Below are 24744 nucleotides of genomic sequence, written 5' to 3'. Positions count from 1 at the left end.
GTAGTAACGCGTCTGGCGGGGGCCTGTGCCGACGGCCCCACGGGGTCGTCGGCACAGGCGCAGACAGACCAACCAGACGTCCTGACCAGACAGCCGCCACGGCCGGCGTCTCAGATGCCGGAAATGACCCACCGTCTGCTGGATCGACGGGCGACCGGTCACTACTGTGCTGGCTCAGGTCATGAGTGCCAGCGCACAGCCCCGGCTTGCTGGCCAGCAACCCTCCTTCCGCGGTGGGGTGCTCCGGGTGACGACCGGGTCGGCTGCACCCGCAGCCGGCAAGCGCGGACCTGCGAGCCCCGTAGGTCCCACCGGACCCAGGAGCGCCTCAGATGTCCATCGCCAGCACACCTCCCACCCCTTCGCGGCGGACCGCTCCGCTGGCCCAGGCGCGCGATCACCTGCGAGCAGTCCCCCCGCTGGGCACCCCCGGGACGGGGTCGGCGCTACCGGCCGTCGTGTCAGCCGGGCTGTCCGTGCCCACCCTCACCGGCACCGTGGACTACGCCAACTTCGACCACGCCGCCTCCACCCCGGCGCTCCTGTCGGTCAAGCGGGCCGTCGACACGGCGCTGCGCACCTACTCCTCGGTCCACCGCGGCAACGGGTATGCCTCCCGAGTGACAACCGCCTGGTACGAGGAGGCGCGCGAGGAGGTCAGGACCTTCGTGGGCGCCCGCCCCGACGATGAGGTCGTCTTCACGCGCAACAGCACCGACTCCTTCAACCTGCTGGCGAGGGCAGTGCCCCGGCAGACGAGCGTGTTCGTGTTCGAGACCGAGCACCACGCCGCGCTGCTTCCGTGGGCCGCCGCCCGCACCCACCGGCTGCCTGTCCCAGGGTCGGTGCGTGACGCGCAGGCGCTGCTGCGGGCGGCCCTGCGCTCGGACCACGCACGGCACAAGCTCGTCGTACTGGCCGGCGCGTCGAACGTCACCGGCGAGATCTGGCCGGTGCGCGAGCTGGCGTCCATCGCCCGCCGGCACGGCGCTCGGGTGGTGCTCGACGCGGCGCAGTACGCACCGCACCGGCCGCTCGACCTCGCCGAGCTCGGCGTGGACTACGCCGTCCTGTCCGGACACAAGCTCTATGCACCCTTCGGCACCGGCGTCCTCGTGGGCCGACGTGACTGGCTCGACGCGGCAGCGCCCTACCTCGCCGGGGGCGGTGCGACCCGCTCCGTGACGGAGGCGGGCGTGGTCTGGCAGGACGGCGCCGCCCGGCACGAGGCCGGTAGCCCGAACGTCATCGGAGCCATCGCCCTGGCCGCGGCGTGCAGCGCGCTGCGCACGCACGCTGAGGCTGTCGAGGAGCACGAGGCGACGCTTGGAGGCACCCTGGCCCGAGGCTTGGCAGCCATCGAGGGCGTCGAGACGTACTCCCTGTTCTCACCCGACCACGAGCGGGTCGCCGTGGCCACCTTCACGATCGAGGGCCTCGACTCCTCGCTCGTCTCGACGGCCCTGTCCGCGGAGTATGGGATCGGGGTGCGCGACGGCAAGTTCTGCGCGCACCTGTGCGTGGACGCTCTCCTCGAGGACGCCTTGGACCCCTTGGACACCTTGGACAGCGAGGACGACGACGACTCTGACCACAGCGATGACGCGGCGCGGCCGGCGCCGCGCACCGCCGTCCGCGCGAGCGTCGGACTGGCGAACACGGCCGAGCACGTCGACCGGCTGCTCAGTGCTGTCGCCGAGCTCGCGGAGCACGGACCGCGCGGCGACTACACCCGGACGCCGGACGGCTGGGTGCTCGCGGACGACCCGCGCGACAGCACGCCCGCCCGACCCTGGTAGGAGGTCACCGCCCAGGCGGCGACCAGCCTGCGCCCAGGGTGCGACCCCCCTCGGCTCAGGCCTGGATGACGACCGGGATGATCATCGGGCGGCGGCGGATCTTGCCGCCCACCCAGCTGCCGATGGCCCGCCGCATGACCTGCTCCAGCTGGTAGGAGTCGGTCACCCCGTTGCCGGTGGCGTCCGCGAGCGCCTGCTCGATCTTCGGACGGACCTGCTTGAAGATCTCGTCGTCCTCGGCGAACCCGCGCGCCTGGATCTCCGGCCCTGCGGCGATCTTGCCCGTCGCGGCGTCCATCACGACGATCACCGAGATGAACCCCTCGTCGCGCAGGATCCGGCGGTCCTTCAGCAGAGCCTCGTCGAACTCGCCGACGGACGAGCCGTCCACGTAGACGTATCCGCACTCCACGGCGCCGACCACCTTGGCCACGCCGCGGACGAGGTCGACGACGACCCCGTCCTCCGCCAGCACCACCCGCTCCCGTGGGACGCCGGTCTGTACCGCGAGCTCGGCGTTGGCCACCAGGTGGCGCCACTCGCCGTGGACGGGCATGACGTTGCGCGGCTTGACGACGTTGTAGCAGTAGAGCAGCTCGCCGGCACTTGCGTGCCCGGAGACGTGCACTTTCGCGTTGCCCTTGTGCACGACGTCGGCGCCCAGGCGCATCAGACCGTTGATGACGCGGTACACCGCGTTCTCGTTGCCCGGGATGAGGGACGAGGCCATCAGGACCGTGTCGCCCTCCCCCACCTCGATCCGGTGGTCCCGGTTCGCCATCCGTGACAGGGCCGCCATCGGCTCCCCCTGCGACCCGGTGCAGATGAGCACCACCTGGTCGTCGGGGTAGCTGTCGAGCCTCTTGACGTCGACCAGGACGCCGTCGGGCACGTGGAGGTAGCCGAGGTCCGCCGCGATGCCCATGTTCCGCACCATGGATCGCCCCACCATGGCGACCTTGCGACCGGCCTGCTCCGCTGCGTCGAGGACCTGCTGGACCCGGTGCACGTGCGAGGAGAAGCATGCCACGATGATGCGCCGGCGGGCGTCGCGGAACACCTTGTCGATGGCCGGCGCGATCTCGCGCTCCGGCGTGGTGAACCCCGGCACCTCGGCGTTGGTCGAGTCCGTCATGAAGAGGTCGACGCCCTCCTCGCCGAGCCGCGCGAACGCCCGAAGGTCGGTGAGCCGGCCGTCCAGCGGAAGCTGGTCCATCTTGAAGTCGCCGGTATGCAGGATGGTCCCTGCAGGAGTCCTGACGAAGACCGCCAAGGCGTCCGGGATCGAGTGGTTGACGGCGACGAACTCGCAGTCGAACTTCCCGAGCCTCTCCCGCATCCCTTCCTTGACCCCGAGGGTGTACGGAGTGATGCGGTGCTCCTTGAGCTTCGCCTCGACGAGGGCCAGCGTGAGCATGGAGCCCACGAGGGGGATGTCGGGCTTGCGCCTGAGCAGGTATGGCACCGCGCCGATGTGATCCTCGTGTCCATGCGTGAGGACGATCGCCTGCACGCGGTCGAGCCGGCCTTCGAGGTACTCGAAGTCCGGCAGGATCAGGTCCACCCCGGGGTGGTGGTCCTCCGGGAACAGGACGCCGCAGTCGATGACCAGCAGCTGGCCGGCGTGCTCCAGGACCGCCATGTTGCGGCCGACCTCGCCGAGGCCGCCGAGAGCGACGATCCGGACGCCGTCCGGCGCAAGGGCGGGGGGTGTGTTGAGCTCGGGGTGAGGATGGCTCACATCAGTCCTGACTCGGTGAGACCGTCACGCAGTCGCGCGACCTGGTCGGGGGTGGCTTCGACGAGGGGAAGGCGGACGGCCGCGGACTCCAGGACTCCGAGCTCCTTGAGCGCCGCCTTGGCCATGATCGCCCCCTGGGTGAGGTTCATGACGGCGCGGACGGCGGGCACGGCCTGCCGGTGCAGCTCCAGGGCGCGGCCGAGGTCGCCCTTGTCCACGCAGGCGACCATCTCGGCGTAGACGTCGCCCGCCACGTGACCGACGACGCTCACCACACCGGTCGCCCCGTTGGTCAGGTGCGCGAGGTTGAGGGCGTCGTCGCCGGAGAACCACAGCAGGTCGGTCTGCATCATCACCTCGGTGGCCGCGAACAGGTCGCCCTTGGCGTCCTTGACCGCGGCGATCCGCGGATGCTCGGCCAGCCGCAGGTGGGTCTGCGTGTGGATGGGCACGCCGGTGCGCCCCGGGATGTCGTAGACCATGACGGGCAGCCCGGTGGCGTCCGCGACCGTGGTGATGTGGGCGAGGATCCCCTCCTGCGGCGGCTTGCTGTAGTAGGGCGTGACGACGAGCACGGCGTCGGCGCCGGCGGCCTCCGCCTGGCGCGCCAGCTCCACCGAGTGTGCCGTGTCGTTGGTCCCGGCGCCGGCCGTGACGACCGCGCGCCCCTCCACGGCCTCCCGGACGGCGCGGATGAGGTCCGCCTTCTCGGCGTCGCTGGTCGTCGGCGCCTCCCCGGTCGTGCCGCTGACCACCAGGCCGTCGTGGCCGTGGGCGACGAGATGGGCTGCGACCCGCTGGGCCCCGTCCAGGTCGAGGGTGCCGTCGGCGCGCATCGGGGTGACCATCGCGGTGACCACCCGGCCGAAAGGAGACGTCGCACTCATACCTGCAGGCTATCGTCCCGGTACGTCGTGTCCCTCGCGCGCACCGGGTTAGGCTGCGGGCGTGCAGCAGTACCTCGACCTCCTCGACCACGTCCTGACCACCGGTACGGAGAAGCCGGACCGCACCGGGACGGGGACGAGGTCGGTGTTCGGCTACCAGATGCGGTTCGACCTGTCCGAGGGCTTCCCGGTGCTGACGACCAAGAAGCTGCACCTCAAGTCGATCATCGGTGAGCTGCTGTGGTTCCTGAGGGGCGACTCCAACGTCCGCTGGCTGCAGGAGCGCGGCATCACGATCTGGGACGAGTGGGCCGACGCGAACGGCGACCTCGGGCCGGTCTACGGCTACCAGTGGCGCTCCTGGCCGACCCCGGACGGGGGCCACGTGGACCAGATCGCCAAGGTCATCGAGTCGATCAGGACGAACCCGGACAGCCGGCGCCACATCGTCTCGGCCTGGAACGTCGCGGACGTCGACTCCATGGCGCTGCCCCCCTGCCACGCGCTGTTCCAGTTCTATGTCGCGAACGGCCGGCTCTCCTGCCAGCTCTACCAGCGCTCCGCCGACGTCTTCCTGGGTGTCCCCTTCAACATCGCGAGCTACGCGCTGCTCACCATGATGGTCGCGCAGGTCTGCGACCTGGAGCCGGGCGACTTCGTCCACACGCTGGGAGACGCCCACCTCTACTCCAACCACCTCGACCAGGCGCGCCTGCAGCTCACCCGCACCCCGCACCCGCTTCCTCACCTCACGATCGCCTCGGGCAAGGCCATCGACGAGTTCGACCTCGGCGACTTCGACCTCGTGGGGTACCAGGCGCACCCTTCGATCAAGGCACCCATCGCCGTCTGAGCCGCATACCCTCGTCCCATGACCCGGGTGACGCTGCTGGCCGCGATCGGACGCAACCTCGTGATCGGCCGGGACGGCCGCATGCCGTGGCACCTGCCGGCGGACCTTCGGCACTTCAAGGCCACGACGATGGGCCACCCCATGGTGATGGGGCGCAAGACGTTCGACTCCATCGGTCGGGCCCTTCCGGGCCGGCGGACGATCGTCGTGACACGCCAGCGGGACTGGAAGCACTCCGACGTCGAGGCCGCCCACTCGCTCGCCGAGGCGCTGGCCCTGGCCGGCCCGGGGGACGAGCTCTTCGTCGTCGGTGGTGGGGAGCTCTACCGCGAGGCCATGCCCTACTCCCAGCGCATGGTGCTCTCCCACGTACCCGCCTCGCCCGACGGCGACACGTTCTTCCCCAGCTGGGACCCGCGCGAGTGGCGAGAGGTGGGTCGCGTCCCGGAGGACGGCTTCGAGATCGTGACCTACGAGCGCGGCTGACCGAGGTTCGAGCCTCGCACAGCCCGGTGGCAGGATTGCCTGCTGTGCCGCACGACCACAGTCACACCTCCCCCGCCGACGACGCCCCGGCCCACGACGCCCCGTCCCACACGCACGGCCCGCGCCCGCTGGCGGACGCCAGCGTGCGGCTCGCTCGGGAGACCGATGTTCCCGCCGTGGGGCTGGTGCAGTCGGCCGTGTGGCGGGAGGCGTATGCGGGGGTGCTGCCGGCCCAGGCGCTGGAGGCCTTCGAGCCGCAGGCGTTCGCCGCGGGGTGGCGCCGCTCGTTGGCAGCGCCACCGGCAGGCATCTACCGCCTCCTGGCGGCCTGTGCGGGCGACCAGGTCGTGGGCTTCGCGGCGATCGGCCCGAGCCAGGACCCCGATGCCTCACCGACCACGGGCGAGCTGACCGCCCTCGGGGTGCACCCCCAGGCTCGACGGGTGGGACACGGCTCGCGGCTGCTCAACGCCGCGGTCGACACCCTGCGGGGCGCGGACGCCGAGTACCTGTCCGCCTGGGTCCTGGTGACCGACGAGACGACGCGCGCCTTCCTCACGCAGGCGGGCCTGCGGCCGGACGGAGCCTTCCGGGACCGCGTGGTCTCCCCGGACGGGGACGTCGCCCGCGAGGTACGGCTGGTCGCGGCGATCACCCAGCCACCGGCGTGAGCGGAACGCTGGCTCAGGAGCGCAGGCGCCAGGTCGTCCGCCAGTCACTGTCCGTCGCGGTGGCGACCGGCGCCTACGGCGTCAGCTTCGGCGCGCTGTCCGTCGCCGCGGGTCTGTCCCTCCTGCAGACTCAGGCCCTGTCCCTCCTCCTCTTCTCAGGCGGGTCCCAGTTCGCCTTCGTGGGCGTGATGGCCGCCGGGCCCGCGGGCGCGGGAGCCGCCATCGCCACCTCGACGCTGCTCGGCGTCCGCAACGGCCTCTACGGCCTGCAGGTGGCGCGGATGCTCGGTGCCCGAGGCCCGCGCAGAGCGCTCGCCGCCCAGCTGACGATCGACGAGTCCACTGCGGTGGGCGTCGGGCAGCCGGACACTGCCTCGGGTCGGCTCGGCTTCTGGGTCACAGGAGCCGGGGTCTACGCGCTCTGGAACCTCATGACGCTGGTAGGGGCAGTCGTGGGCGATGCCATCGGAGACCCGCGCCGGTACGGGCTCGACGCTGCCGCCGCGGCCGCCTTCTGCGCGCTGCTGTGGCCACGCCTGAAGTCCGTCGATGCCTTCGCGATCGCCGCGCTCGCCTGCCTCGTGGCGGTCCTGCTGGCTCCGCACGCGCCGGCGGGTGTGCCGGTGCTCGTTGCTGCCGCCTGCGCGCTGCCGGCGGGCGTATGGCGTCGGGCCCGTCACGACCCCCGGCCGCCACACCACTGGCCGGACGAGGCGGAGGGCGAGGTCCCATGAGCACCTGGACGGCCGTGCTGCTGGCCTCGGCCCTGGCCTTCCTGCTCAAGCTCCTGGGCTACATCGTTCCCGGCACCTGGCTGGGCGGCGACCGGACCACCCGGATCACCTCGGCACTACCCATCGCGCTGCTGGCGGCGCTGGTGGGGGTGCAGACCCTGACGTCGAGCGGGGGTCAGGTGGCGGTCGACTCCCGTGCCGCGGCCGTCGGGGTGGCGGTCATCGCGCTGCTGCTGCGAGCGCCGTTCATCGTCGTCGTGGTCGCGGCAGCCGCCGTGGCAGCCGGCCTGCGGCTGCTGGGCCTCCCGTGAGCCTGGAGCCAGGTCAGCGCGGTCGGCCGGCCCGCCACGCGCGCACCGCGGCGCGGTAGTGGCGCTGCTCAGCCCCCCGGTCCCGGGCCACCCGGCTCGCCTCCGCCCGTTCCAGCTCGCGGCCCCAGTCCCCCTCGGCTCCCCGCTCGCGCGCCTGCTCCATCATCCGCGCCCCGTCTCGGGCGAGCAGCAGGAGCGGGACCATCGCCACGACGACGACGACGGGGACGAGGATGACGGCCAGGCCGAGCAGCACGGGGACGGGCCGGCCGTCACGGACCAGCTCGACGCCGCGCCAGCCGATCGTCGCCGAGTAGAACCCCAGGACGAGGAGCAGGACCAGCGCGGTGACCTTCTCGCGCACTCAGTCGTCCAGACCCAGGTAGTGCTCCAGTCCCACGGTGAGGCCCGGGTGGCGCGGCACGGCACGGACACCGGCAAGGACACCCGGCATGAAGGAGGAGCGGTCGAAGGAGTCGTGGCGAACCGTCAGCAGCTCCCCCACCGCACCGAACAGCACCTCCTGGTGGGCCACCAGACCGCGCAGGCGCACGGAGTGCACGGGTATGCCGTGGACGTCGGCGCCGCGGGCACCGTCCGGGTCCTGTGTGGTGGCGTCCGGAACTGCTCCCAGGCCGGCCTCCTGCCTCGCGCGGGCGACCAGCGCGGCGGTCCTGGCCGCGGTCCCCGAGGGCGCGTCCACCTTGTCGGGATGGTGCAGCTCGATGACCTCCACCGACTCGTAGAACGGGGCGGCCTGCTGCGCGAAACGCATCATGAGGATCGCACCGATGGCGAAGTTGGGCGCCACGAGCACTCCGACCCCAGTGTGCTCGACCAGCTGCGCGCGCACTGCATCGAGCCGGGCCTCGTCCCAGCCCGTCGTCCCCACGACCACGTGGACGCCCCGGTCGACGCAGTAGGCGACGTTCGCCGGGGAGGACGCCGGCACCGAGAACTCGACGGCGACCTCGGCCTCGCCGAGGTCGCCCAGGCTGTCGCCCTGGTCGAACCGGCCGACCAGCTCGAGGTCGCCCGCCGCGTCGACCGCGCGACATACCTCGCCGCCCATCCGTCCCGCCGCCCCGATGACCGCCACCCTCGTCGCTGTCGCGTTCTCGCTCACGCGCGCCAGCGTAGCGATCGTCGGTACAGTGCCTCGGCGTCGGTCCGGCGCTACCGCGCGAAGGCGTTCAGGCCCAGCACCTCGGGGTCGTGGTCCGAGGACGCGCGGCAGAGCACCTGGAGCGGGTCCTCCTGGGGCCCTGGGAACCACCGGGGTGAGGAGAGCGTAAAGGTCAGGTCAGCTCCTCCAGTGGTACCGCCTGGTCGGCCAGCCGCTGCGGGTCCACGACCGCACGACTGGTCACCAGGGCATTGATGGGCTCCGTCACGTCCCACACGTTGACGTTCATGCCGGCCGTCACCCTGCCGTCGCGCAGCCAGAAGGCGATGAACTCACGGGTCGCGAGGTCGCCCCGGACGACCACGTCGTCCTCGGCCGACGCCAGACCGGTGTACTCCATGCCGAGGTCGTACTGGTCGGTGAAGAAGTACGGCAGCTCCGGTTGGGGCCCCGCTTCGTCGAGCATGCCAGCCACCACCACTGCCGGTTGGTTGAGCGCGTTTGCCCAGTGCTCCACCCGCACGCGGCGGCCCAGGAACGGGTGCTCGGCGTTGGCCAGGTCGCCGGCCACGAAGATGTCGGGGTCGCTCGTCCGACCGACGGCGTCCGCCACCACCCCGTTGTCCACCTCGAGGCCGGCCGCCTCCGCGAGCTGCACGTTCGGCGCAGCGCCGACTCCGACGACGACTGCATCCGCCGGGATCCGGGTGCCGTCCCCGAGGAGCACCGCGCCGACGGCGTCGGGCCGGCCCTCCTGCGGCTCCAGCGCCTGCACCGTGACCCCGGTGCGCAGGTCGACGCCGTGCTCCCGGTGCAGGTCGACGAAGACCTGCGCGATGCGGGGTCCGAGCACCCGCACCAGCGGCAGCTCCAGCGCTTCCAGCACCGTCACGCGCGCGCCCGCCTCGGCTGCCGCCGAGGCCACCTCGAGGCCGATCCAGCCGCCCCCGACGAACACCACGCGGTTCCCCTCACGGAGCACCTGTCTGATCCGGTCACTGTCCTCGATGGTGCGCAGCGTCAGCACCCCTGGGAGATCCGCCCCTGGAATCGAGAGGGTGCGCGGGGAGGCACCGGTCGTCAGCAGCAGCCGGTCATAGCGGACCTGCTGGCCGTCCTGCGTGCGAACGGTCTTCGCGTCACGGTCCACCGCCACGACGCGAGTCGACGTCCGGACCTCGATGTTGTGGGCGTCGTACCACTCCTGGTCGTGGACGAACGCCTCGTCGAGCTTCTCGCCCGTCTTGAGGTACGCCTTGGACAGCGGTGGCCGCTCGTACGGCAGGTGCGGCTCCGCGCCAAGCAGGACGACCCGCCCGCCGAAGCCCCGCTCGCGCAGACCCTCCACGGCCTTGGCCCCTGCCAGGCCACCGCCCACTACGACGAAGCTGCGCTGGTCAGACCGGTCTGCACTCTCTGCTTCAGACATGGGGCCAGCCTCCCCGGCTCCACCCGGCGGACGCAAGGGCCGGCACACCGCGGAAGGTGTGCCGGCCCTTGGGTTCCGTGCGGGGACCGACGTCAGCCGGCGACGTCTTCCGACGACGCGGCGGCGCCACCCTGGTGGGCGTCGACGAGGTTCTCCGACGCCGGCGTTCCGGTGCCCTGCTCGACGCGCTCGCCATGCTCGCTGCGGTCGCCGTGGTCGCCACGGCGACGGTTGCGGTTTCGGCTGCGGCCGCCGCGCTCGCCACGGTCAGCTCGGTCGGCGCGGTCGCCCCCGTCGGCGGACGGGTCGGCGGATCGGGCCTCGACCGCGGTCTCGCCGTCGGCGGTCTGGCCGTCGGCCACGGCCTCACCGCTCTCGCCCTCGGGGAGGACGGCGGCCAGCGACAGCTTGCCCCGTGGGTCGATCTCCTTGAGCTCGACCTGGACCTTCTGACCGACGCCCAGGACGTCCTCGACAGCGTCGATGCGCTTGCCGCCGACGATCTTGCGCACCTCCGAGATGTGCAGGAGGCCGTCCTTGCCGGGCAGCAGCGAGATGAACGCGCCGAACGTCGTGGTCTTCACCACGGTGCCCAGGAAGCGCTCGCCCACCTCCGGCATCTGCGGGTTCGCGATCGCGTTGACCATCGCCCGCGCTGCCTCGGCGGACGGGCCGTCGGTGGCGCCGATGTAGACGGTGCCGTCGTCCTCGATCGAGATGTCGGCGCCGGTCTCGTCCTGGATCTGGTTGATCATCTTGCCCTTCGGGCCGATGACCTCCCCGATCTTGTCCACGGGGACCTGGACCGCGATGACGCGCGGCGCGAACGGGCTCATCTCGTCAGGAGCGTCGATCGCCTCGTTCATCACGTCGAGGATGTGCAGCCGTGCGTCGCGTGCCTGGGTCAGCGCGCCGGCCAGCACCGAGGCGGGGATGCCGTCGAGCTTGGTGTCGAGCTGGATGGCGGTCACGAACTCACGCGTGCCGGCGACCTTGAAGTCCATGTCGCCGAAGGCGTCCTCAGCGCCGAGGATGTCGGTCAGCGCGGCGTACTGCGTCTGCCCGTCCACCTCGTCGGAGACCAGGCCCATGGCGATGCCCGCGACCGGCGCGCGCAGCGGCACACCGGCGTTGAGCAGCGAGAGGGTCGAGGCGCAGACCGATCCCATCGAGGTCGAGCCGTTGGAGCCGAGGGCCTCGGACACCTGGCGGATGGCGTACGGGAACTCCTCGCGCGTCGGCAGGACGGGCATGAGAGCCCGCTCGGCCAGTGCGCCGTGACCGATCTCGCGACGCTTGGGCGAGCCCACGCGTCCGGTCTCACCGGTGGAGAACGGCGGGAAGTTGTAGTTGTGCATGTAGCGCTTCCGCGTCACCGGGGAGAGCGTGTCGAGCTGCTGCTCCATGCGCAGCATGTTGAGCGTGGTGACGCCCATGATCTGCGTCTCGCCGCGCTCGAACAGCGCCGAGCCGTGCACCCGGGGCAGGACCTCGACCTCTGCACCAAGGGCGCGGATGTCGGCCAGACCGCGGCCGTCGATGCGCACCTTGTCGCGCAGGATCCGCTGGCGGATCAGCTTCTTCTGGACGGAGCGGTAGGCCGCGGAGATCTCCTTCTCGCGTCCCTGGAAGTCCTTGCCCTCCGCGGCGAGCTCAGCCTTGACGGCGTCCTTGATCTCGTCGATGCGCTCCTCGCGCTCCTGCTTGCCCGCGATGGTGAGGGCCTGAGACAGGTCAGCAGTCACGGCGCCCTCGACGGCGGCGTACACGTCGTCCTCGTAGTCGAGGAAGATCGGGAACTCCTGCACGGGCTTGGCGGCCTTCGACGCGAGCTCCTGCTGGGCCTCGCAGAGAACCTTGATGAACTTCTTGGCAGCCTCGAGTCCCTCGGCGACGACCTCTTCGGTAGGCGCCTGCTTGCCCTCGTTCTTGACCAGGTCCCACGTCGACTCGGTGGACTCGGCCTCCACCATCATGATGGCCACGTCGTCGCCCGCGATGCGGCCCGCGACGACCATGTCGAAGGTCGAGCGCGTGATGTCGGAGAAGTTCGGGAACGCCACCCAATGACCGTCGACCAGCGAGATCCGCACGCCACCGATGGGGCCGGAGAACGGCAGACCGGAGATCTGGGTGGAGGCGCTCGCGGCATTGATGGCGAGCACGTCGTACTGGTGGTCGGGGTTCAGGGCGAGCACCGTGATGACGACCTGGACCTCGTTGCGCAGGCCCTTGGTGAACGTGGGTCGCAGCGGGCGGTCGATCAGGCGGCAGGTGAGGATCGCGTCGGTGGACGGGCGGCCCTCGCGGCGGAAGAAGCTGCCGGGGATCTTGCCCGCGGCGTACATCCGCTCCTCGACGTCGACCGTCAGGGGAAAGAAGTCGAAACCTTCGCGCGGGCTCTTGCCGGCGGTGGTGGTGGACAGGAGCATCGTGTCCTCGTCCAGGTAGGCGGCGACGGCGCCGCCGGCCTGCTTGGCCAGGCGTCCGGTCTCGAACCGGACCGTGCGGGTGCCGAACGAACCGTTGTCGATCGTCGCTTCGGCGTACTGAATCTCTGGACCCTCCATGTGGGCCCTCCATTTCTTCTCTCTCAACGAACCACGCGCATCGTCGTTGTGCGCGGGCGTTCTTCTGTTCTGCTGTCGTGCCTCTATGCAGTTGTCCATCTCAGGCAGCCGCGCTTCTGGCACGGCTGCCGCTCTCCATGCGAGAAGGGCGGTCCTCTGCTGAGGACCGCCCCCGTCGGATGCCTATCGGCGCAGGCCGAGGCGCTTGATCAACGAGCGGTAACGCTCGACGTCGACGCTCTCGAGGTAGCGCAGCAGGCGACGACGCTGGCCGACCAGGAGCAGGAGCCCACGGCGGCTGTGGTGGTCGTGCTTGTGCTGCCGCGAGTGCTCGGTGAGGTCGAGGATGCGCTGGGTCAGCATCGCGATCTGGACCTCGGGGGAGCCCGTGTCGCCCTCATGCGTGGCGTACTCGGTCATGATCTTCTTCTTGACGTCCGTGCTCAACGGCATGGGGCGACACTCTCCTTCGAACTGGTCGTTGCGCGGTGCGCCAGGGCTGGTCCACCTGGGCTCTCTCGATCCGCGGCCGGTCTACGGCGGGTTCCAGGCTACCAGCGGGTCCGCGGCGCCCCTAATCGGTGCGGGGGCTCCCCACCGGCCGCCGCACTTGCTTTGATGGTGCCATGCAGATCCCCACGCACAGCGACGAGGCGAAGGCTGCCTTCCGGGACCTGGTGCGGCCGGGACCCGACGTGGAGGTCAAGCCGATGTTCGGCAGTGTCGGCGCGTTCGTGAACGGGAACATGTATGCCGGGCTGTTCGGCGACGACGTCGGGGTCAAGCTCGACGACGCCGGACTGGCGGAGCTTCGTGCGCTCCCCGGAAGCGGGCCCTTCGGTCCCGCCGAGCGGCCGATGGGTGGCTGGGCCTCCCTTCCCGCCGACCTGGGCGAGGAGGAGCGCGCCGCATGGGTGGAGCGCGCCCGGGACCACATCGCCCGGCTGCCGCCCAAGGTCAGGAAGGCGAAGACCTAGCCGCCCACTCGTCCGCGCGGATGGCGTAGATCGCAAGGTCGGTCCACCGCTCCTTGAACCAGGAGGCCTTCTCGAAGAACGCCTCTCGCCGCATGCCGAGCCGTTCGCACAGGCGTGCGGAGGCGGTGTTGTCCGGCTCCAGCTGGGCCCACACGCGATGCACGCCGACCTGCTCGAACGCCGCCTGGATGATCGCGCGAGCCGCCTCGGTGGCATACCCCTGTCCAGCCACGTCGGGCGTGAAGACCCACCCGACCTCGGCCTGCCGCCCGTCGTGGCCGTCGAGGCCGTCGAGATGGAGCAGGACGTCACCGATGACCCGCCCGGGGAGCTCGACGGCGAGGGTGAGGATGGGCGAGGCGGGCTCCAACCTTCCCGCGGTGGCTCGCTCTGCCACCAGGTCGGCGACCTGCTCGCGCGTCCTGGGCTCGCCGGGGATGTAGCGGACGACCTCCTCCACCGACCGGTAGGCGGAGACGTCGTCCTCGTCGCCCGGGCGGAAGCTGCGCAGCACCAGCCGGTCGGTGTGCAGCGGAAGCCGGACGCGTGGCACCGGACCCCCGCCTAGAGGTTGATCATGTGGCCGGCGATGCCCTCGACGGCCTCCTTGACGGCTTCCGACAGCGTGGGGTGCGCGAAGACGTTCCGCGCCATCTCGTCCGCGGTCAGGTCCCACTTCTGCGCCAGGGTGAGGGCCGGCAGCAGCTCGGTCACCTCCGGCCCGATGAGGTGCGCCCCGATGATCTCGTTGTGGGTGGCGTCGGCGACGACCTTCACGAACCCGACCGCCTCCCCCAGACCCATGGCCTTTCCGTTGGCGGAGAACGGGAACTTGGCCACCTTGACGTCGAATCCCTTCTCCTTGGCCTGCTCCTCGGAGTAGCCGAACGAGGCGATCTGGGGCTGGCAGAAGGTAGCGCGCGGGATGAAGTCGTACTCCACGGGCATCGTCTCGGCACCGGCCATCGACTCCGCCGCGACGACGCCTTGCGCCTCCGCGGTGTGCGCGAGCATCAGCTTGCCGGTGACGTCGCCGATGGCGTAGACCCCCTCGACGTTCGTGCGGCAGTACTCGTCGATCACGATGGCACCGCGCTCGGTCACCACGGCCAAGGACTCCAGGCCGTAGCCCTCCAGGCGTGGCGCGAACCCGATGGCCTGAAGCACCTTGTCCGTCTCGAGGACGCGCGACTCGCCGCCGCCCGCCGGCGAGACCGTGACGCGAACCTTCTCCCCACTGTCGTCGATCGACTCCACCTTGGTGGAGAGCAGCACGGTGACCCCGAGCTTCTTGTAATGCCTCAGCAGCTCTTTGGAGACCTCGGCATCCTCGGTCGGCACCATCCGGTCGAGGAACTCCACGATGGTGACGTCGACCCCGAAGTTCTTCATGACGTAGGCGAACTCGACACCGATGGCACCCGAGCCGGCGATGACGATGGAACCGGGCAGCTGGTCGGTGAGGATCTGCTCCTCGTACGTGACGACCCGGTCGGACAGTGCGGTACCGGGAATCAGCCTGGTGGTCGCGCCCGTCGCGATGATGAGGTTGTCGAAGGTCAGCGACCGCTTCTCCCCCGAGCTCAGCGCCACGTCCATCGACTTCGGACCCGTGAGGGTGCCCCAGCCGTCGATCTCGGTGATCTTGTTCTTCTTCATGAGGAAGTGGACGCCCTTGACGATCCCCTCGCTCACCTTGCGCGAGCGGGCGTGCGTCACCCCGAACGACATCCGGGCCTCACCCTCGATCCCGAACTTGTCCTTCTCGTGCTGCAGGATGTGCGCGAGCTCCGCGTTGCGCAGCAGCGCCTTCGAGGGGATGCAGCCGACGTTGAGGCAGACCCCGCCCCAGTACTTGGACTCGACGACCGCCGCCTTGAGCCCGAGCTGCGAGGCGCGGATCGCCGAGACGTACCCACCGGGACCAGCACCGAGGACCACCACATCGAAGTCAGCCATGGCGGCAGCCTACTGACTGGGCCCGCGCGCCCCCACCGGTGGCTTCCCGGCTACGGCAGCCTCCGGAGCACCTCGTGGATCCGGCGTGCAGCCGTCGCCGCGGCCCCGCCCCCCGTGCCGGCCTGGGAGACCACGACCGCGACGGCGTACCTCGGTCGGGTGGCCGGCGCGTACGACACGAACCACGACGTGTCCTGCGCCCCGTACGACTCCGCGGTGCCGGTCTTGCCTGCCACCGGCCAGCGGTCCAGCGCGAACCCCTGGAACGCGGCCTTCGCCGTGCCCTCGGACACCACCCCGGCCAGTGCGCTGTGCAGCAGCCCGACCGTCCCCGGCGGGAGGTCGACCTGTCCCGTGGCGCGCGGCTCCAGCGGCTCGCCGAGGGTGCCGTCGGGGTCCCGGAAGCCCCGGGCCACCTGCGGGGTCCACAGGGTCCCACCGTTCGCGACCGCGGCATACACGCGGGCCATCTGCAGCGGCGTCACCGTGCTGTCGCCTTGACCGATGGCGAAGTTCGCCGCATCGCCGGCGCGCAGCTGGAACCCGGTACGGCAGCTCTCCTCGGCGAGCGCCTTGAGGTACGCCGCCCTGGCCCTGTCGACCCGAGCGACCTGCGGGTAGCCGACCTTGGCCCGGGCGCAGGTCTGCTGTTTCGTGGCTTCCCAGGTGGCCCGTCTCCAGCGACGGTCCGCAACCCGTCCCGCCTGCTCCCCGGGGAGGTCGATGCCGGTGCGGGCGCCCAGTCCGAACGACCGCGCCATGGCCACGAACGGGTCCCCGCCGTCGCCCTTCGCGGCGAGGCCGCCCTGAGCGAGCCACGACCGGTAGGCGAAGTCGTAGAAGATCGTGTCGCACGAGACGACGACGGCCCGCCGGAGACCGATGCGTCCGTAGGCCTTCGACTCGAAGTTGGCGAACCGGCGGTTGCCGATCGTGTAGCTCGAGGAGCAGTCGTAGGTGCCCCCCAGGGGGTTGCCGGCGGTGATGGCCGCCGGGAGGCTCACCACCTTGAACGTCGAGGCCGGCGCGAACGTCCCGGCGATGACCCGGGAGACCAGCGGGGTGCCTGCCCGTGGGTCGGTGAGGGCGGACAGCGCCTTCGCGCTGATCCCGCCCGTCCAGACCTGAGGGTCGTAGGTCGGGTAGCTGGCGGCTGCCAGCACGGCACCGGTGCGGACGTCGAGGACCACCGCGGCACCGGAGTCGGCTCGGTGGCCGGTCCGGCGGGCGGCGGCCGCTGCGGCGGACAGCGCAGCCTCGGTGGCCGACTGCACCCGCAGGTCCAGGTTGGTGACGAGGTCCCGGCCGCGAACGGGGTCGGTGTGGGCCAGCTCGGCGATGGCGACGCCCCGCGGGTCGAGGGCGACGGTGGTCGACCCCGGCACACCCCGCAGCTGCGCGTCGTACTCCTGCTCCAGGCCCGAGCGGCCCACCAGGTCGAGGTCGCCGATCCGACCGTCAGACGAGGCCACCTCCTCGGCGGTCGGGCGGCCGAGGTAGCCCAGCACGTGCGCTGCCTTTGCTGTGGCCTGCATCGGGTAGGCACGGACGGGTTCGGCGGACACCTCCACGCCGGGGAACAGGTCCGGCCGCTCCAGCAGGCCGAGCGCGCGCCGGGGGTCGGCGTCTGCGGTCAGGGGCAGCGGGACATATGCGGACCCCGCCCAGCAGATCGGCGCGGGCGGCGCACCGGCTGTCCCGCACGGGAAGGTCCGTCCCCAGAGCTGGTCGAAGGACAGCCCGAGGGTGGAGGCCAGCCGGGCGACGAGAGCACGGCCGCCGTCCGGCGCGTCGGCCAGCGTGTGTCGTTGCACCGTGACGACGGTGCGAGTGCCGTTGTCCACCAACGGCACTCCGTGCCGGTCGAGGATCCGGCCGCGGAGCGCGGGTACGGCGACGGTGCGGGTGTTCGCGGTCTGCGCGACCCGCTGGTATTCGGCGTGGTCACCCAGCTGGACCTCACCGAGGCGGGCCAGGAGGGTGCCCATCAGGCTGACGGCGAGCAGGCACAGGAGCGGGACCCGGCGACCCCGCCGAGGTCGTCCGCGGAACCACGTCACGTCGTACGCCGTCGGGCCAGCGCGTGCTCGACGCGGAGCAGGGGCGGTACGGCGACGGCGCACAGGACGCACGTCAGGAGCAGCGTGCCGGCCAGCTCGACCGGGAGGAGGGGCGCCCCGGAGCCCAGGGCGACGAGGGCCCGTCCCAACGACCCCACGGCGCTCGCTGCGGCACCCACCACTGCGAGCCAGGCCCACGGGCTGCTGCCTTCACGGCGCCCTGCCCCCGCCACGAGGCCGCAGGCCGCGTAGAGCAGCGCGCTGCTCCCCAGGGTCGACGCGCCCGGCGGGACGAGGTCCACCACCCAGCCGGCGCCCAGCCCGAACAGAGCCCCCCGGGTGGGACCGGACCACAGCGCGGCGGCTACCACGACGGGCATGACGAGGTCCGGGGAGAGGCGTGCCGTCCGGGCCGTCACCGTGCCGGACAGCACCACCGTCGCCACGAGGAGCAGAAGTCGCAGGAGCCCAGAGCGGGTCGGGGTCCGCACTCCTCAGCCACCACCGGTGGCGGCCGGTCGCGGCGTCGTGCGTGTCCGCGGGAGCAGGACCCCGACGACGTCCAGGCGGGCGACATCGACCGACGGCGTCACGGTGCCGGCGGGCACCAGGGAACCGGCTCGCGTGTCCAGCTGCCGCACGGTCCCGACGCGCAGCCCTGGCTCGAACGGCGCACCACCGATGCTCCCGAGCGTGGTGACGATGTCGCCGGCCGAGACCGGCGCTAGCTGGACGAGGCTGAGCTGCAGGCCTGCCGCGCCGGGGTGCGAAGCTCGCTCGGGACCGACCGCCCCCAAGGTGCCTGCCGACCCCACCCTTACCGCGACCTGCAGTCCCGGTGCGCCGAGCAGGAGCACGTCGGCAGTCCAGGGCGAGACGGAGACGACGCGACCCACGACCCCGTCGGCCGAGACCACGCCGGCCCCGACGCGGACTCGGTCCCGGGAACCCGCGTCGATGGTGAGCCGTTCTGGTCCCGCAGCGCCCTGCCGTCCGAGCGCCACGACGCGGGCGGCCACGAACCTTCGGCCGGTGGTCTCCGGCGCCTTCCTTAGCGCCGCAACGCCGGCGACAGCCGCGTCGTCCGCTGTTCGCAGGTCTGCGTCGGTCGCGGTGCGGACCGCGCCCGCTCGCGCCACGGTGTCGCCTTCCCGGGAGGAGGCCACGAGGCGCTCGATCGGACCGAAGACCGCTCCCCCCAGCGCCCGCACTCGCAAGGGGGCCCTGCTTCCTGCGACGTCGAGCGCCAGAACCACCAGCGTGACCGCGACCAGGAGGACGAGGAGACGGCGGTGGGACGACGAGGACGGTGAGGACATCGTCAGTAGCGACGGGTGTCGACGAGCACGCGCTGCAGCGTGCTGAACTCCTCGACGCACCGGCCCGACCCGCGGACCACGGCCCGAAGCGGGTCGTCCGCCACTGCGACCGGGACACCCAGCTCGTGCCGCAACCGCTCGTCGAGCCCACGGAGCAGGGCGCCGCCGCCAGTGAGGGTGATGCCGTTGTCGAGGATGTCACCGGCCAGCTCGGGCGGACAGACGTCGAGGGTCGCGCGGACGAGCTCGACGATCTGGAGCACCGGCGCCTCGATCGCGCGGCGCACCTGCGGGCTCGAGATCGTCACGGTCTTGGGCAGGCCTGTCACGAGGTCCCTGCCGCGGATGCGCGTGCTGGTCTCCTCGCGAAGGGGGAACGCCGAGCCGGCCGCGATCTTGATGTCCTCGGCGCTGCGCTCACCGAGCAGCAGGCTGTACTCGCTCTTGACGAAAGCCATGACGGCCTCGTCGATCTCGTCCCCTCCCACGCGCACCGAACGCGAGGTGACGATGCCGCCGAGGCTGATCACCGCCACGTCGGTCGTGCCCCCGCCGATGTCCACGACCATGGAGGCCGAGGTCTCGTGTACCGGAAGGCCGGCGCCGATCGCGGCCGCCATCGGTTCCTCGATGACGTAGACCCGCCGGGCCCCGGACCGCACGGCAGCCTCCTCCAGCGCCCGGCGCTCGACGCCGGTCACCTCGCTGGGTACGCACACCACCATGCGGGGCCGGACGAGCCGTGACGGACGGACCTGGTCGACGAAGTAGCGCAGCATGCGTTCCGTGACGTCCGCGTCGGAGATGACGCCGTCCTGCAACGGGCGCACGGCCTGCACGTGGCCAGGGGTCCTGCCGAGCATCTCCTTCGCCCGGCTTCCCGCCGCCACGAGCTGGTTCGTTCCCGCCTGCACGGCCACTACGGACGGCTCGTCGAGCACCACGCCACGTCCACGCTCGTAGACCAGCGTGTTCGCGGTGCCGAGGTCGATGGCGAGGTCACGACCCAACGTCCTCCAGCCCCAGCCAGCGCTCACGGCGGTGATGCTACGCGGGACCTGGCACGAGTCCCGGCTGCCGCGCGGCGTGTTGTGGTCGGTGTCGTGGGCCGGCGATGCTCAGGCCGCCAGGGCGGTGCGCACAGGACGGCCCACGGCGGAGCGATGGGCTCGCAGAACGGCTCGCAGGCGCCAGGCGCCGAACACGGCCACCACGCTGACGACGATGTGGACGCCGACGAACAGCCCACCGAGGCCGGCACCGAGGATCACCCCGGCGACGAGCGGGCCGACGGCGGAGAACCCGGTCTGCAGGGCGGTGAAGACTCCGAGGGTCGTCCCCACCAGCCCGGACGGCGCCAGAGCCGCGGTGAGCGGGTTCAGCACCGGCGCGTACATCGTCTCACCTACGGCGAAGACCCCGAAGGTGGTCACGAAGAGCGTCGCTGCGAGCTCCGGGGCCAAGGCGGCCGCGGCCAGCACGAGCCAGGAGATGGTCCAGACGACCCCTACTCCCATGAGCAGGGTCGCCCCGTCGCGCCGGGCGGTGAGCCGCACGACGAGCATCTGCAGGACGATGATCACCACGCAGTTCACCGCCGCTGCGAGCCCGATGGTCGTCTCGTGGACGTCGAGCACTGTGAGGGCGTACGCCGGCAGGCCGGACTCGAACTGGGCGTAGAACCCCAGCGCCAGCGTGACCGTCACCAGCGCGGTCCACCGCAGCGCTGGTACGGCCCAGATGGCCCGCAGTGCCTCCCGCGCTCCGCCGTGGCCGACGAGGCTCTCCGGCACGGCGGACGGCTCCTGGTCCAGCTCTGGCAACGCGGCTTCACGGCGCACGGGTTCGCGCCGCAGGACACCGGCCACCAGGAGAAGGAGCGCGGACAGGACGAAGCCCGCGGCAGCCGCGGCGAAGGCGGGCCACATGCCGTCCGCGCGGTCCAGGCGCACGACATACCCCGCGGCGAACGCGCCCACGGCCATCCCGAGGGCCTGCCCGGTGAACTGCCAGGCGAACACGCGCCGCCGGTCGGTGCCGCCGACCCAGCGAAGTACGAGGACGGACTGCGCCGGGCCTGCTGCGGTGATGCCGAGCCCGAAGACGAACATCCCCATCAGGAAGGTCTGCGGCGCGTCGGCCCAGATCAGCGACGCTGCACCTGCGGCGGCCACGGCCTTGGCCCCGACAGCCACCGCGACAGGTGACACCCGGTCGGCGAGTCGTCCCCCGAGGGGGGCGGCGAGCAGCGCGCCCACGGAGAAGAGGCTGGACGCCGCCGCGGCCAGCACTGCGCCCCACCCGCGGGTGGTGGCCGCGTAGGCGTACTGGTACGGCAGGACGGTGCCCCAGCCGAGCATGGCAACGGCGGAGGCGATGATGAGCAGGCGGGCGCGCATGGGAAGGACAACGTTTCTTCGGTTTCGAATATTTCGACTTCGAAACACTAACATGCGAGGATGGCGCCATGTCGGCACGACGGGCCTCCAGCGTCCAGCAGCAGTACCGCGATGCCGTGGCTGCCTACGTGGCCGCCGGCGGCGAGGAGTCCGTGCAGAGGGTCATCACCGCGGTGTTCTCGCTGACCCGCAAGCTGGACCAGTGGTACCGCCGTCAGCTGGCCGACCTCGGCCTCACCCACGGCGAGTGGTCGGTGCTGGCGCATCTGGCGACCGCCGGCGACGAACCGGTCACGCCCACCCGCCTCGCCGACGTGACCAACGTCGCGGCGTCCTCGATGACCCATCGGCTGGACCGGATGGCCGGGCGGGGCCTCGTGCGCCGGTCCCCCGACCCGGCGAACCGCACCAGGGTGCTCGTCGAGCTCACGGAGCAGGGATGGGAGCTGTTCGAGAGCGCGGTCCGCGAGGCGAACGTGGTGGAGTCGGACACCCTGGCCCGGCTGACGTCGAAGGAGCGCGGTGAGCTGGCGGCGCTCCTGGAGGTCGTGATCAGCGGCCTCGACGAGATCGAGACCGCCTGAGCGTCACAGCTCAGGGAACCAGATCCCGATCTCGCGGGTGGCGGAATCCGCGGAGTCCGAGCCGTGCACGATGTTCTGCTGGACCTTCAGACCCCAGTCCCGGCCAAGGTCCCCTCGGATGGTGCCCGGCAGCGCGGCCGTCGGGTCGGTGGCGCCCGCCAGTGCGCGGAAGCCCTCGATGCAGCGGTGGCCCTCGATGACGACGGCGGCCACCGGTCCACTGGACATGAAGTCGACGAGCGGCTCGTAGAACGGCTTCCCCTCGTGCTCGGCATAGTGCTCCGCCAGCTGTTTGCGGGTCGGGGTCGTCACGGCGAGCGCGGCGATGGTGTAACCCTTCGCCTCCACGCGGCGGAGCACCTCTCCGGTGAGGCCACGCGAGAACCCGTCGGGCTTGACCAGGACCAGGGACCGTTCCGTCTGCGTCGTCACGCCGGTCAGCCTACCCAGGCGCGCCGGACCCCTGCCGAGCAGCCACCTGGTCCTCCACCCTGCGGCAGACCACGAGCGACCCGACCCACAGGACCAGGAAGATCAGACCGACGCCGAGCATGGCCGGGACGACGGCCGCCGAGGCGAACGTCGCCACCTGGATGAGCCATCCGAGCGTCACCCCCCAGCTCCGACGCATGAGGCCGGCGGCCAGGAAGCACAGAACGGCCAGGGCGGTCCCCACCCAGAGCAGGGCCGTCCCGCTGTCATGCCCTTGGGCGTCCGCCAGGCCGCGCGCGACGAGGGCGCCAAGGAAGACGACGACCCCCTGCCCGGCCAGCACGGTTGCGAGCATCCGCCAGGTGAACTTGCCGAGGGCGCCGTACAGGACCACCCCCCTCACCGGCGCCCCCGGCCCGAGTCGCGGAACCTGGTGAGGAGCCAGAAGGCGACGGCCACCACGATGATGAGGATGATCAGCTTGCCGAACATGACCTGAGGGTATGCCGTGGGGCGCCACGCGGGTACCGTCGGTGCTGGAGCCATCGGGGCTTCCGAACAAGGGGACGCAGCCATGAGCGACAAGTCACCGCGACAGCACCTGTCCAAGAAGGCCGGGAAGAGCCTGAAGGAGAAGCGGGCCGACAAGCAGGCCAAGTCGGACGCCAAGGAGCACCTCGACATCAGCAAGCTCGGCAAGCGCTGAGGCGTTGAGCCGCTGAGGGCTGAGGCGTTGAGCCGCTGAGGGCTGAGGCGGTGAGCCGCTGAGGGCTGAGGCGGTGAGCCGCTGAGGGCTGAGGCGTTGAGCCGCTGAGGGCTGAGGCGGTGAGCCGCTGAGGGCTGAGGCGCTGCGCCGCTAGACCTCGGTGGTCCCGAGAAGCATCCGTACCTCTGCGGCCGTGGTCACCGACCCCGTTGCCAGCACACCGCCCCCCAGACCACCCTCGTCCGCCATCCCGGCCGCGAGGTCCAAGGCGTCGGGCAGGTCCGCCACCACCGTGACCCGCTCCTCGCCGAAGATGTCGGTGGCGAGCTCGCCCAGCTCGTCCGGACGCATCGCACGGGGGGACGTCGTCCGTGACACCACGACATGGTCGAGCACCGGTTCGAGGATCTCGAGCATCTCCGTGGCGTCCTTGTCCTTGAGGATGGCCAGGACCCCGATGACGCGGGCGAAGGTGAAGGAGTCCTCCAGCGCGGTGCGCAGGGCGAGCGCCCCTGCCGGGTTGTGGGCGGCGTCGACGATCACCGTCGGCGACCGCCGCACGATCTCCAGACGCCCCGGAGACGCGGCCGCGGCAAGCCCGGCCCGCACGACCTCCGGGTCCAGGCGCTGCTCGCCGCCCCCGAGGAACGCCTCGACAGCCGCGATCGCCAGGGCGGCGTTGTGCGCCTGGTGGGCGCCGTGGAGGGGCAGGACCAGCTCCTCGTAGTCGCCGCCGAGGCCGCGGACCGACAGCTGCTGCCCACCGACCGCGACCTCACGCGTCAGGAGGCCGAAGTCGTTGCCCTCGAAGGCGATCCGCGCGCCCACCTGGTGGGCGCGCTCGGCAAGGATCTGGGCGACCTCCGGCTCCTGCACCCCTACGACGGCGACCGCGTCCGGCTTGACGATTCCCGACTTCTCGGTGGCGATCGACTCCACGTCGTCGCCCAGGAAGTGCTGGTGGTCCAACGCGATCGGCGTGACGACGGCCACCGTGCCGTCCGCGACGTTCGTGGCGTCCCAACTGCCGCCGAGCCCCACCTCGACGATGGCGACGTCCACCGGAGCGTCGGCGAAGGCTGCGTACGCAACGGCCACGAGGACCTCGAAGTAGGTCATCGGCGGTCCGCCGTCGGCGACCGACCTGGCGTCGACCATCTCCACGAACGGCAGCACCTCCTCGTACGCGTCGAGGAAGCGCTCGGCGCTGATCGGCTGGCCGGAAAACGCGATGCGCTCCCTCATGGTGTGCAGATGGGGCGACGTGAAACGCCCGGTCTTCAGGCCGAGCTCGCGCAGCAGAGACTCGATGATCCGGGTCGTGGACGTCTTGCCGTTGGTGCCCGTGAGGTGGATGACCGGGAAGGTGCGCTGCGGGTCGCCCAGGAGCTCCATGACTGCCTGGATCCGGTCCAGGCTGGGCTGAAGGTCGTGCTCGGGGGCGCGCGCGAGGATCGCCTCCTCGGCGTGGCGCATCCGCTTGGTGACCTCGAGGGTGCGCGCGGCTTCACGCTGGGCGGCATCGGGTGCGGGGGGCATGGGGTCCATCATCCACCAGCCCACGCACGGCCTCCGCCGCCGGCAGAACGGAGCTGGGTCGGCAGCGTCCGCCGGCCGGTCCGGCATGGTTCGCGCCCAGCGAGCCTTAACTGAGGCGCGGCGGTGTGAAAAGTCGGTTTCCCCTTGACCTTGCTACCGGCG

Annotated in this window: 26 protein-coding genes and 1 riboswitch; of the genes, 9 read left to right on the top strand and 17 right to left on the bottom strand. The window is 71.3% G+C overall.

Features of this window, described 5'->3' with window-relative positions; translation table 11 throughout:
- Nucleotides 1–177 precede the first annotated feature (177 nt).
- A riboswitch (SAM riboswitch) is annotated at nt 178–291 on the top strand.
- Nucleotides 292–332: 41 nt separating this feature from the next.
- Nucleotides 333–1799 carry an aminotransferase class V-fold PLP-dependent enzyme gene (locus PHA84_RS08410; protein WP_270887653.1) on the top strand — a complete coding sequence of 489 codons (1467 nt, stop codon included), beginning with the start codon at nt 333–335 and terminating at the stop codon, nt 1797–1799.
- Nucleotides 1800–1854: 55 nt separating this feature from the next.
- Here PHA84_RS08410 and PHA84_RS08405 read toward each other — a convergent pair whose 3' ends face one another.
- On the bottom strand, nt 1855–3540 hold the full coding sequence (locus PHA84_RS08405; protein ID WP_270887652.1) for a ribonuclease J: 1686 nt from the start codon (nt 3538–3540) through the stop codon (nt 1855–1857).
- Nucleotides 3537–4427 (bottom strand): 4-hydroxy-tetrahydrodipicolinate synthase, encoded by an 891-nt coding sequence (gene dapA / locus PHA84_RS08400; protein WP_270887651.1) that lies wholly within the window; start codon nt 4425–4427, stop codon nt 3537–3539. The genes PHA84_RS08405 and dapA overlap by 4 nt, the downstream gene beginning before the upstream one ends.
- Before the next feature lie 61 nt (nt 4428–4488).
- On the opposite strand from dapA, the gene PHA84_RS08395 reads away from it, so the two are divergent.
- The 5 genes from PHA84_RS08395 to PHA84_RS08375 are packed head-to-tail and all read left to right on the top strand — an operon-like array spanning nt 4489 to nt 7482.
- Nucleotides 4489–5280 carry a thymidylate synthase gene (locus tag PHA84_RS08395; protein ID WP_270887650.1) on the top strand — a complete coding sequence of 264 codons (792 nt, stop codon included), beginning with the start codon at nt 4489–4491 and terminating at the stop codon, nt 5278–5280.
- Nucleotides 5281–5298: 18 nt separating this feature from the next.
- The gene (locus PHA84_RS08390; protein ID WP_270887649.1) at nt 5299–5766 is read left to right on the top strand and encodes a dihydrofolate reductase; all 468 of its coding nucleotides are present in this window, start codon (nt 5299–5301) and stop codon (nt 5764–5766) included.
- Nucleotides 5767–5810: 44 nt separating this feature from the next.
- On the top strand, nt 5811–6437 hold the full coding sequence (locus tag PHA84_RS08385) for a GNAT family N-acetyltransferase (RefSeq protein WP_270887648.1): 627 nt from the start codon (nt 5811–5813) through the stop codon (nt 6435–6437).
- The gene (locus PHA84_RS08380; RefSeq protein WP_270887647.1) at nt 6434–7171 is read left to right on the top strand and encodes an AzlC family ABC transporter permease; all 738 of its coding nucleotides are present in this window, start codon (nt 6434–6436) and stop codon (nt 7169–7171) included. Before PHA84_RS08385 ends, PHA84_RS08380 begins: the two co-directional genes overlap by 4 nt.
- Nucleotides 7168–7482 (top strand): AzlD domain-containing protein, encoded by a 315-nt coding sequence (locus PHA84_RS08375; RefSeq protein WP_270887646.1) that lies wholly within the window; start codon nt 7168–7170, stop codon nt 7480–7482. The genes PHA84_RS08380 and PHA84_RS08375 overlap by 4 nt, the downstream gene beginning before the upstream one ends.
- Nucleotides 7483–7495: 13 nt before the next feature.
- Here the strand turns inward: PHA84_RS08375 and PHA84_RS08370 are convergent, their stop codons facing one another.
- The 5 genes from PHA84_RS08370 to rpsO all read right to left on the bottom strand — a co-directional run bounded on the left by PHA84_RS08370 (nt 7496) and on the right by rpsO (nt 13060).
- Entirely contained in the window at nt 7496–7846 is a 351-nt protein-coding gene (locus PHA84_RS08370; RefSeq protein ID WP_270887645.1) for a hypothetical protein, read from the bottom strand.
- Nucleotides 7847–8608, bottom strand: coding sequence for a 4-hydroxy-tetrahydrodipicolinate reductase (dapB, locus tag PHA84_RS08365; RefSeq protein ID WP_270887644.1), 762 nt, complete (start codon nt 8606–8608; stop codon nt 7847–7849).
- A 172-nt stretch (nt 8609–8780) separates the two neighbouring features.
- Nucleotides 8781–10037 (bottom strand): NAD(P)/FAD-dependent oxidoreductase, encoded by a 1257-nt coding sequence (locus tag PHA84_RS08360; protein WP_270887643.1) that lies wholly within the window; start codon nt 10035–10037, stop codon nt 8781–8783.
- Between the two features lie 92 nt (nt 10038–10129).
- Nucleotides 10130–12607 (bottom strand): polyribonucleotide nucleotidyltransferase, encoded by a 2478-nt coding sequence (locus tag PHA84_RS08355; RefSeq protein WP_270887642.1) that lies wholly within the window; start codon nt 12605–12607, stop codon nt 10130–10132.
- Nucleotides 12608–12790: 183 nt separating this feature from the next.
- Nucleotides 12791–13060, bottom strand: a complete 270-nt coding sequence (rpsO, locus tag PHA84_RS08350) for a 30S ribosomal protein S15 (RefSeq protein ID WP_270887641.1) — start codon at nt 13058–13060, stop codon at nt 12791–12793.
- A gap of 173 nt (nt 13061–13233) precedes the next feature.
- Between rpsO and PHA84_RS08345 the strand changes: the two genes are divergently transcribed.
- A complete protein-coding gene (locus PHA84_RS08345) occupies nt 13234–13584 on the top strand; it encodes a TfoX/Sxy family protein (protein WP_270887640.1) in 351 nt (116 codons plus the stop codon).
- Here the strand turns inward: PHA84_RS08345 and PHA84_RS08340 are convergent.
- From PHA84_RS08340 to PHA84_RS08310, 7 genes are all read right to left on the bottom strand, one after another.
- Nucleotides 13565–14137, bottom strand: a complete 573-nt coding sequence (locus tag PHA84_RS08340) for a GNAT family N-acetyltransferase (protein ID WP_270887639.1) — start codon at nt 14135–14137, stop codon at nt 13565–13567. The two genes, PHA84_RS08345 and PHA84_RS08340, sit on opposite strands and share 20 nt — an antisense overlap.
- Nucleotides 14138–14148: 11 nt before the next feature.
- Complete coding sequence (lpdA, locus tag PHA84_RS08335; protein WP_270887638.1) at nt 14149–15543, bottom strand: dihydrolipoyl dehydrogenase; 1395 nt, start codon at nt 15541–15543, stop codon at nt 14149–14151.
- Nucleotides 15544–15593: 50 nt separating this feature from the next.
- A complete protein-coding gene (mrdA, locus tag PHA84_RS08330) occupies nt 15594–17603 on the bottom strand; it encodes a penicillin-binding protein 2 (protein WP_270887637.1) in 2010 nt (669 codons plus the stop codon).
- On the bottom strand, nt 17600–18094 hold the full coding sequence (locus PHA84_RS08325) for a rod shape-determining protein MreD (protein WP_270887636.1): 495 nt from the start codon (nt 18092–18094) through the stop codon (nt 17600–17602). The genes mrdA and PHA84_RS08325 overlap by 4 nt, the downstream gene beginning before the upstream one ends.
- 3 nt (nt 18095–18097) lie before the next feature.
- Nucleotides 18098–18922 carry a rod shape-determining protein MreC gene (locus PHA84_RS08320; protein WP_270887635.1) on the bottom strand — a complete coding sequence of 275 codons (825 nt, stop codon included), beginning with the start codon at nt 18920–18922 and terminating at the stop codon, nt 18098–18100.
- A gap of 2 nt (nt 18923–18924) precedes the next feature.
- The gene (locus tag PHA84_RS08315; RefSeq protein WP_270887634.1) at nt 18925–19959 is read right to left on the bottom strand and encodes a rod shape-determining protein; all 1035 of its coding nucleotides are present in this window, start codon (nt 19957–19959) and stop codon (nt 18925–18927) included.
- Between the two features lie 81 nt (nt 19960–20040).
- Nucleotides 20041–21321, bottom strand: coding sequence for an MFS transporter (locus tag PHA84_RS08310; protein ID WP_270887633.1), 1281 nt, complete (start codon nt 21319–21321; stop codon nt 20041–20043).
- Between the two features lie 68 nt (nt 21322–21389).
- Between PHA84_RS08310 and PHA84_RS08305 the strand changes: the two genes are divergently transcribed.
- Nucleotides 21390–21905 (top strand): MarR family winged helix-turn-helix transcriptional regulator, encoded by a 516-nt coding sequence (locus tag PHA84_RS08305; RefSeq protein WP_270887632.1) that lies wholly within the window; start codon nt 21390–21392, stop codon nt 21903–21905.
- Nucleotides 21906–21908: 3 nt separating this feature from the next.
- Here PHA84_RS08305 and ndk read toward each other — a convergent pair whose 3' ends face one another.
- Complete coding sequence (ndk, locus tag PHA84_RS08300) at nt 21909–22337, bottom strand: nucleoside-diphosphate kinase (RefSeq protein ID WP_270887631.1); 429 nt, start codon at nt 22335–22337, stop codon at nt 21909–21911.
- 10 nt (nt 22338–22347) lie between these two features.
- Complete coding sequence (locus PHA84_RS08295) at nt 22348–22740, bottom strand: DUF4233 domain-containing protein (protein WP_270887630.1); 393 nt, start codon at nt 22738–22740, stop codon at nt 22348–22350.
- 171 nt (nt 22741–22911) lie between these two features.
- Between PHA84_RS08295 and PHA84_RS08290 the strand changes: the two genes are divergently transcribed.
- Nucleotides 22912–23043, top strand: a complete 132-nt coding sequence (locus tag PHA84_RS08290) for a hypothetical protein (protein ID WP_270887629.1) — start codon at nt 22912–22914, stop codon at nt 23041–23043.
- 150 nt (nt 23044–23193) lie between these two features.
- Here PHA84_RS08290 and PHA84_RS08285 read toward each other — a convergent pair whose 3' ends face one another.
- A complete protein-coding gene (locus tag PHA84_RS08285; protein ID WP_270887628.1) occupies nt 23194–24582 on the bottom strand; it encodes a bifunctional folylpolyglutamate synthase/dihydrofolate synthase in 1389 nt (462 codons plus the stop codon).
- Nucleotides 24583–24744: the final 162 nt, after the last annotated feature.

It is taken from the genome of Pedococcus sp. 5OH_020, assembly GCF_027812955.1.
Classification (GTDB): Bacteria; Actinomycetota; Actinomycetes; order Actinomycetales; family Dermatophilaceae; genus Pedococcus.
Note: the sequence above shows the minus strand (reverse complement) of the source record. Positions and strands in the feature narration are given on the sequence as shown.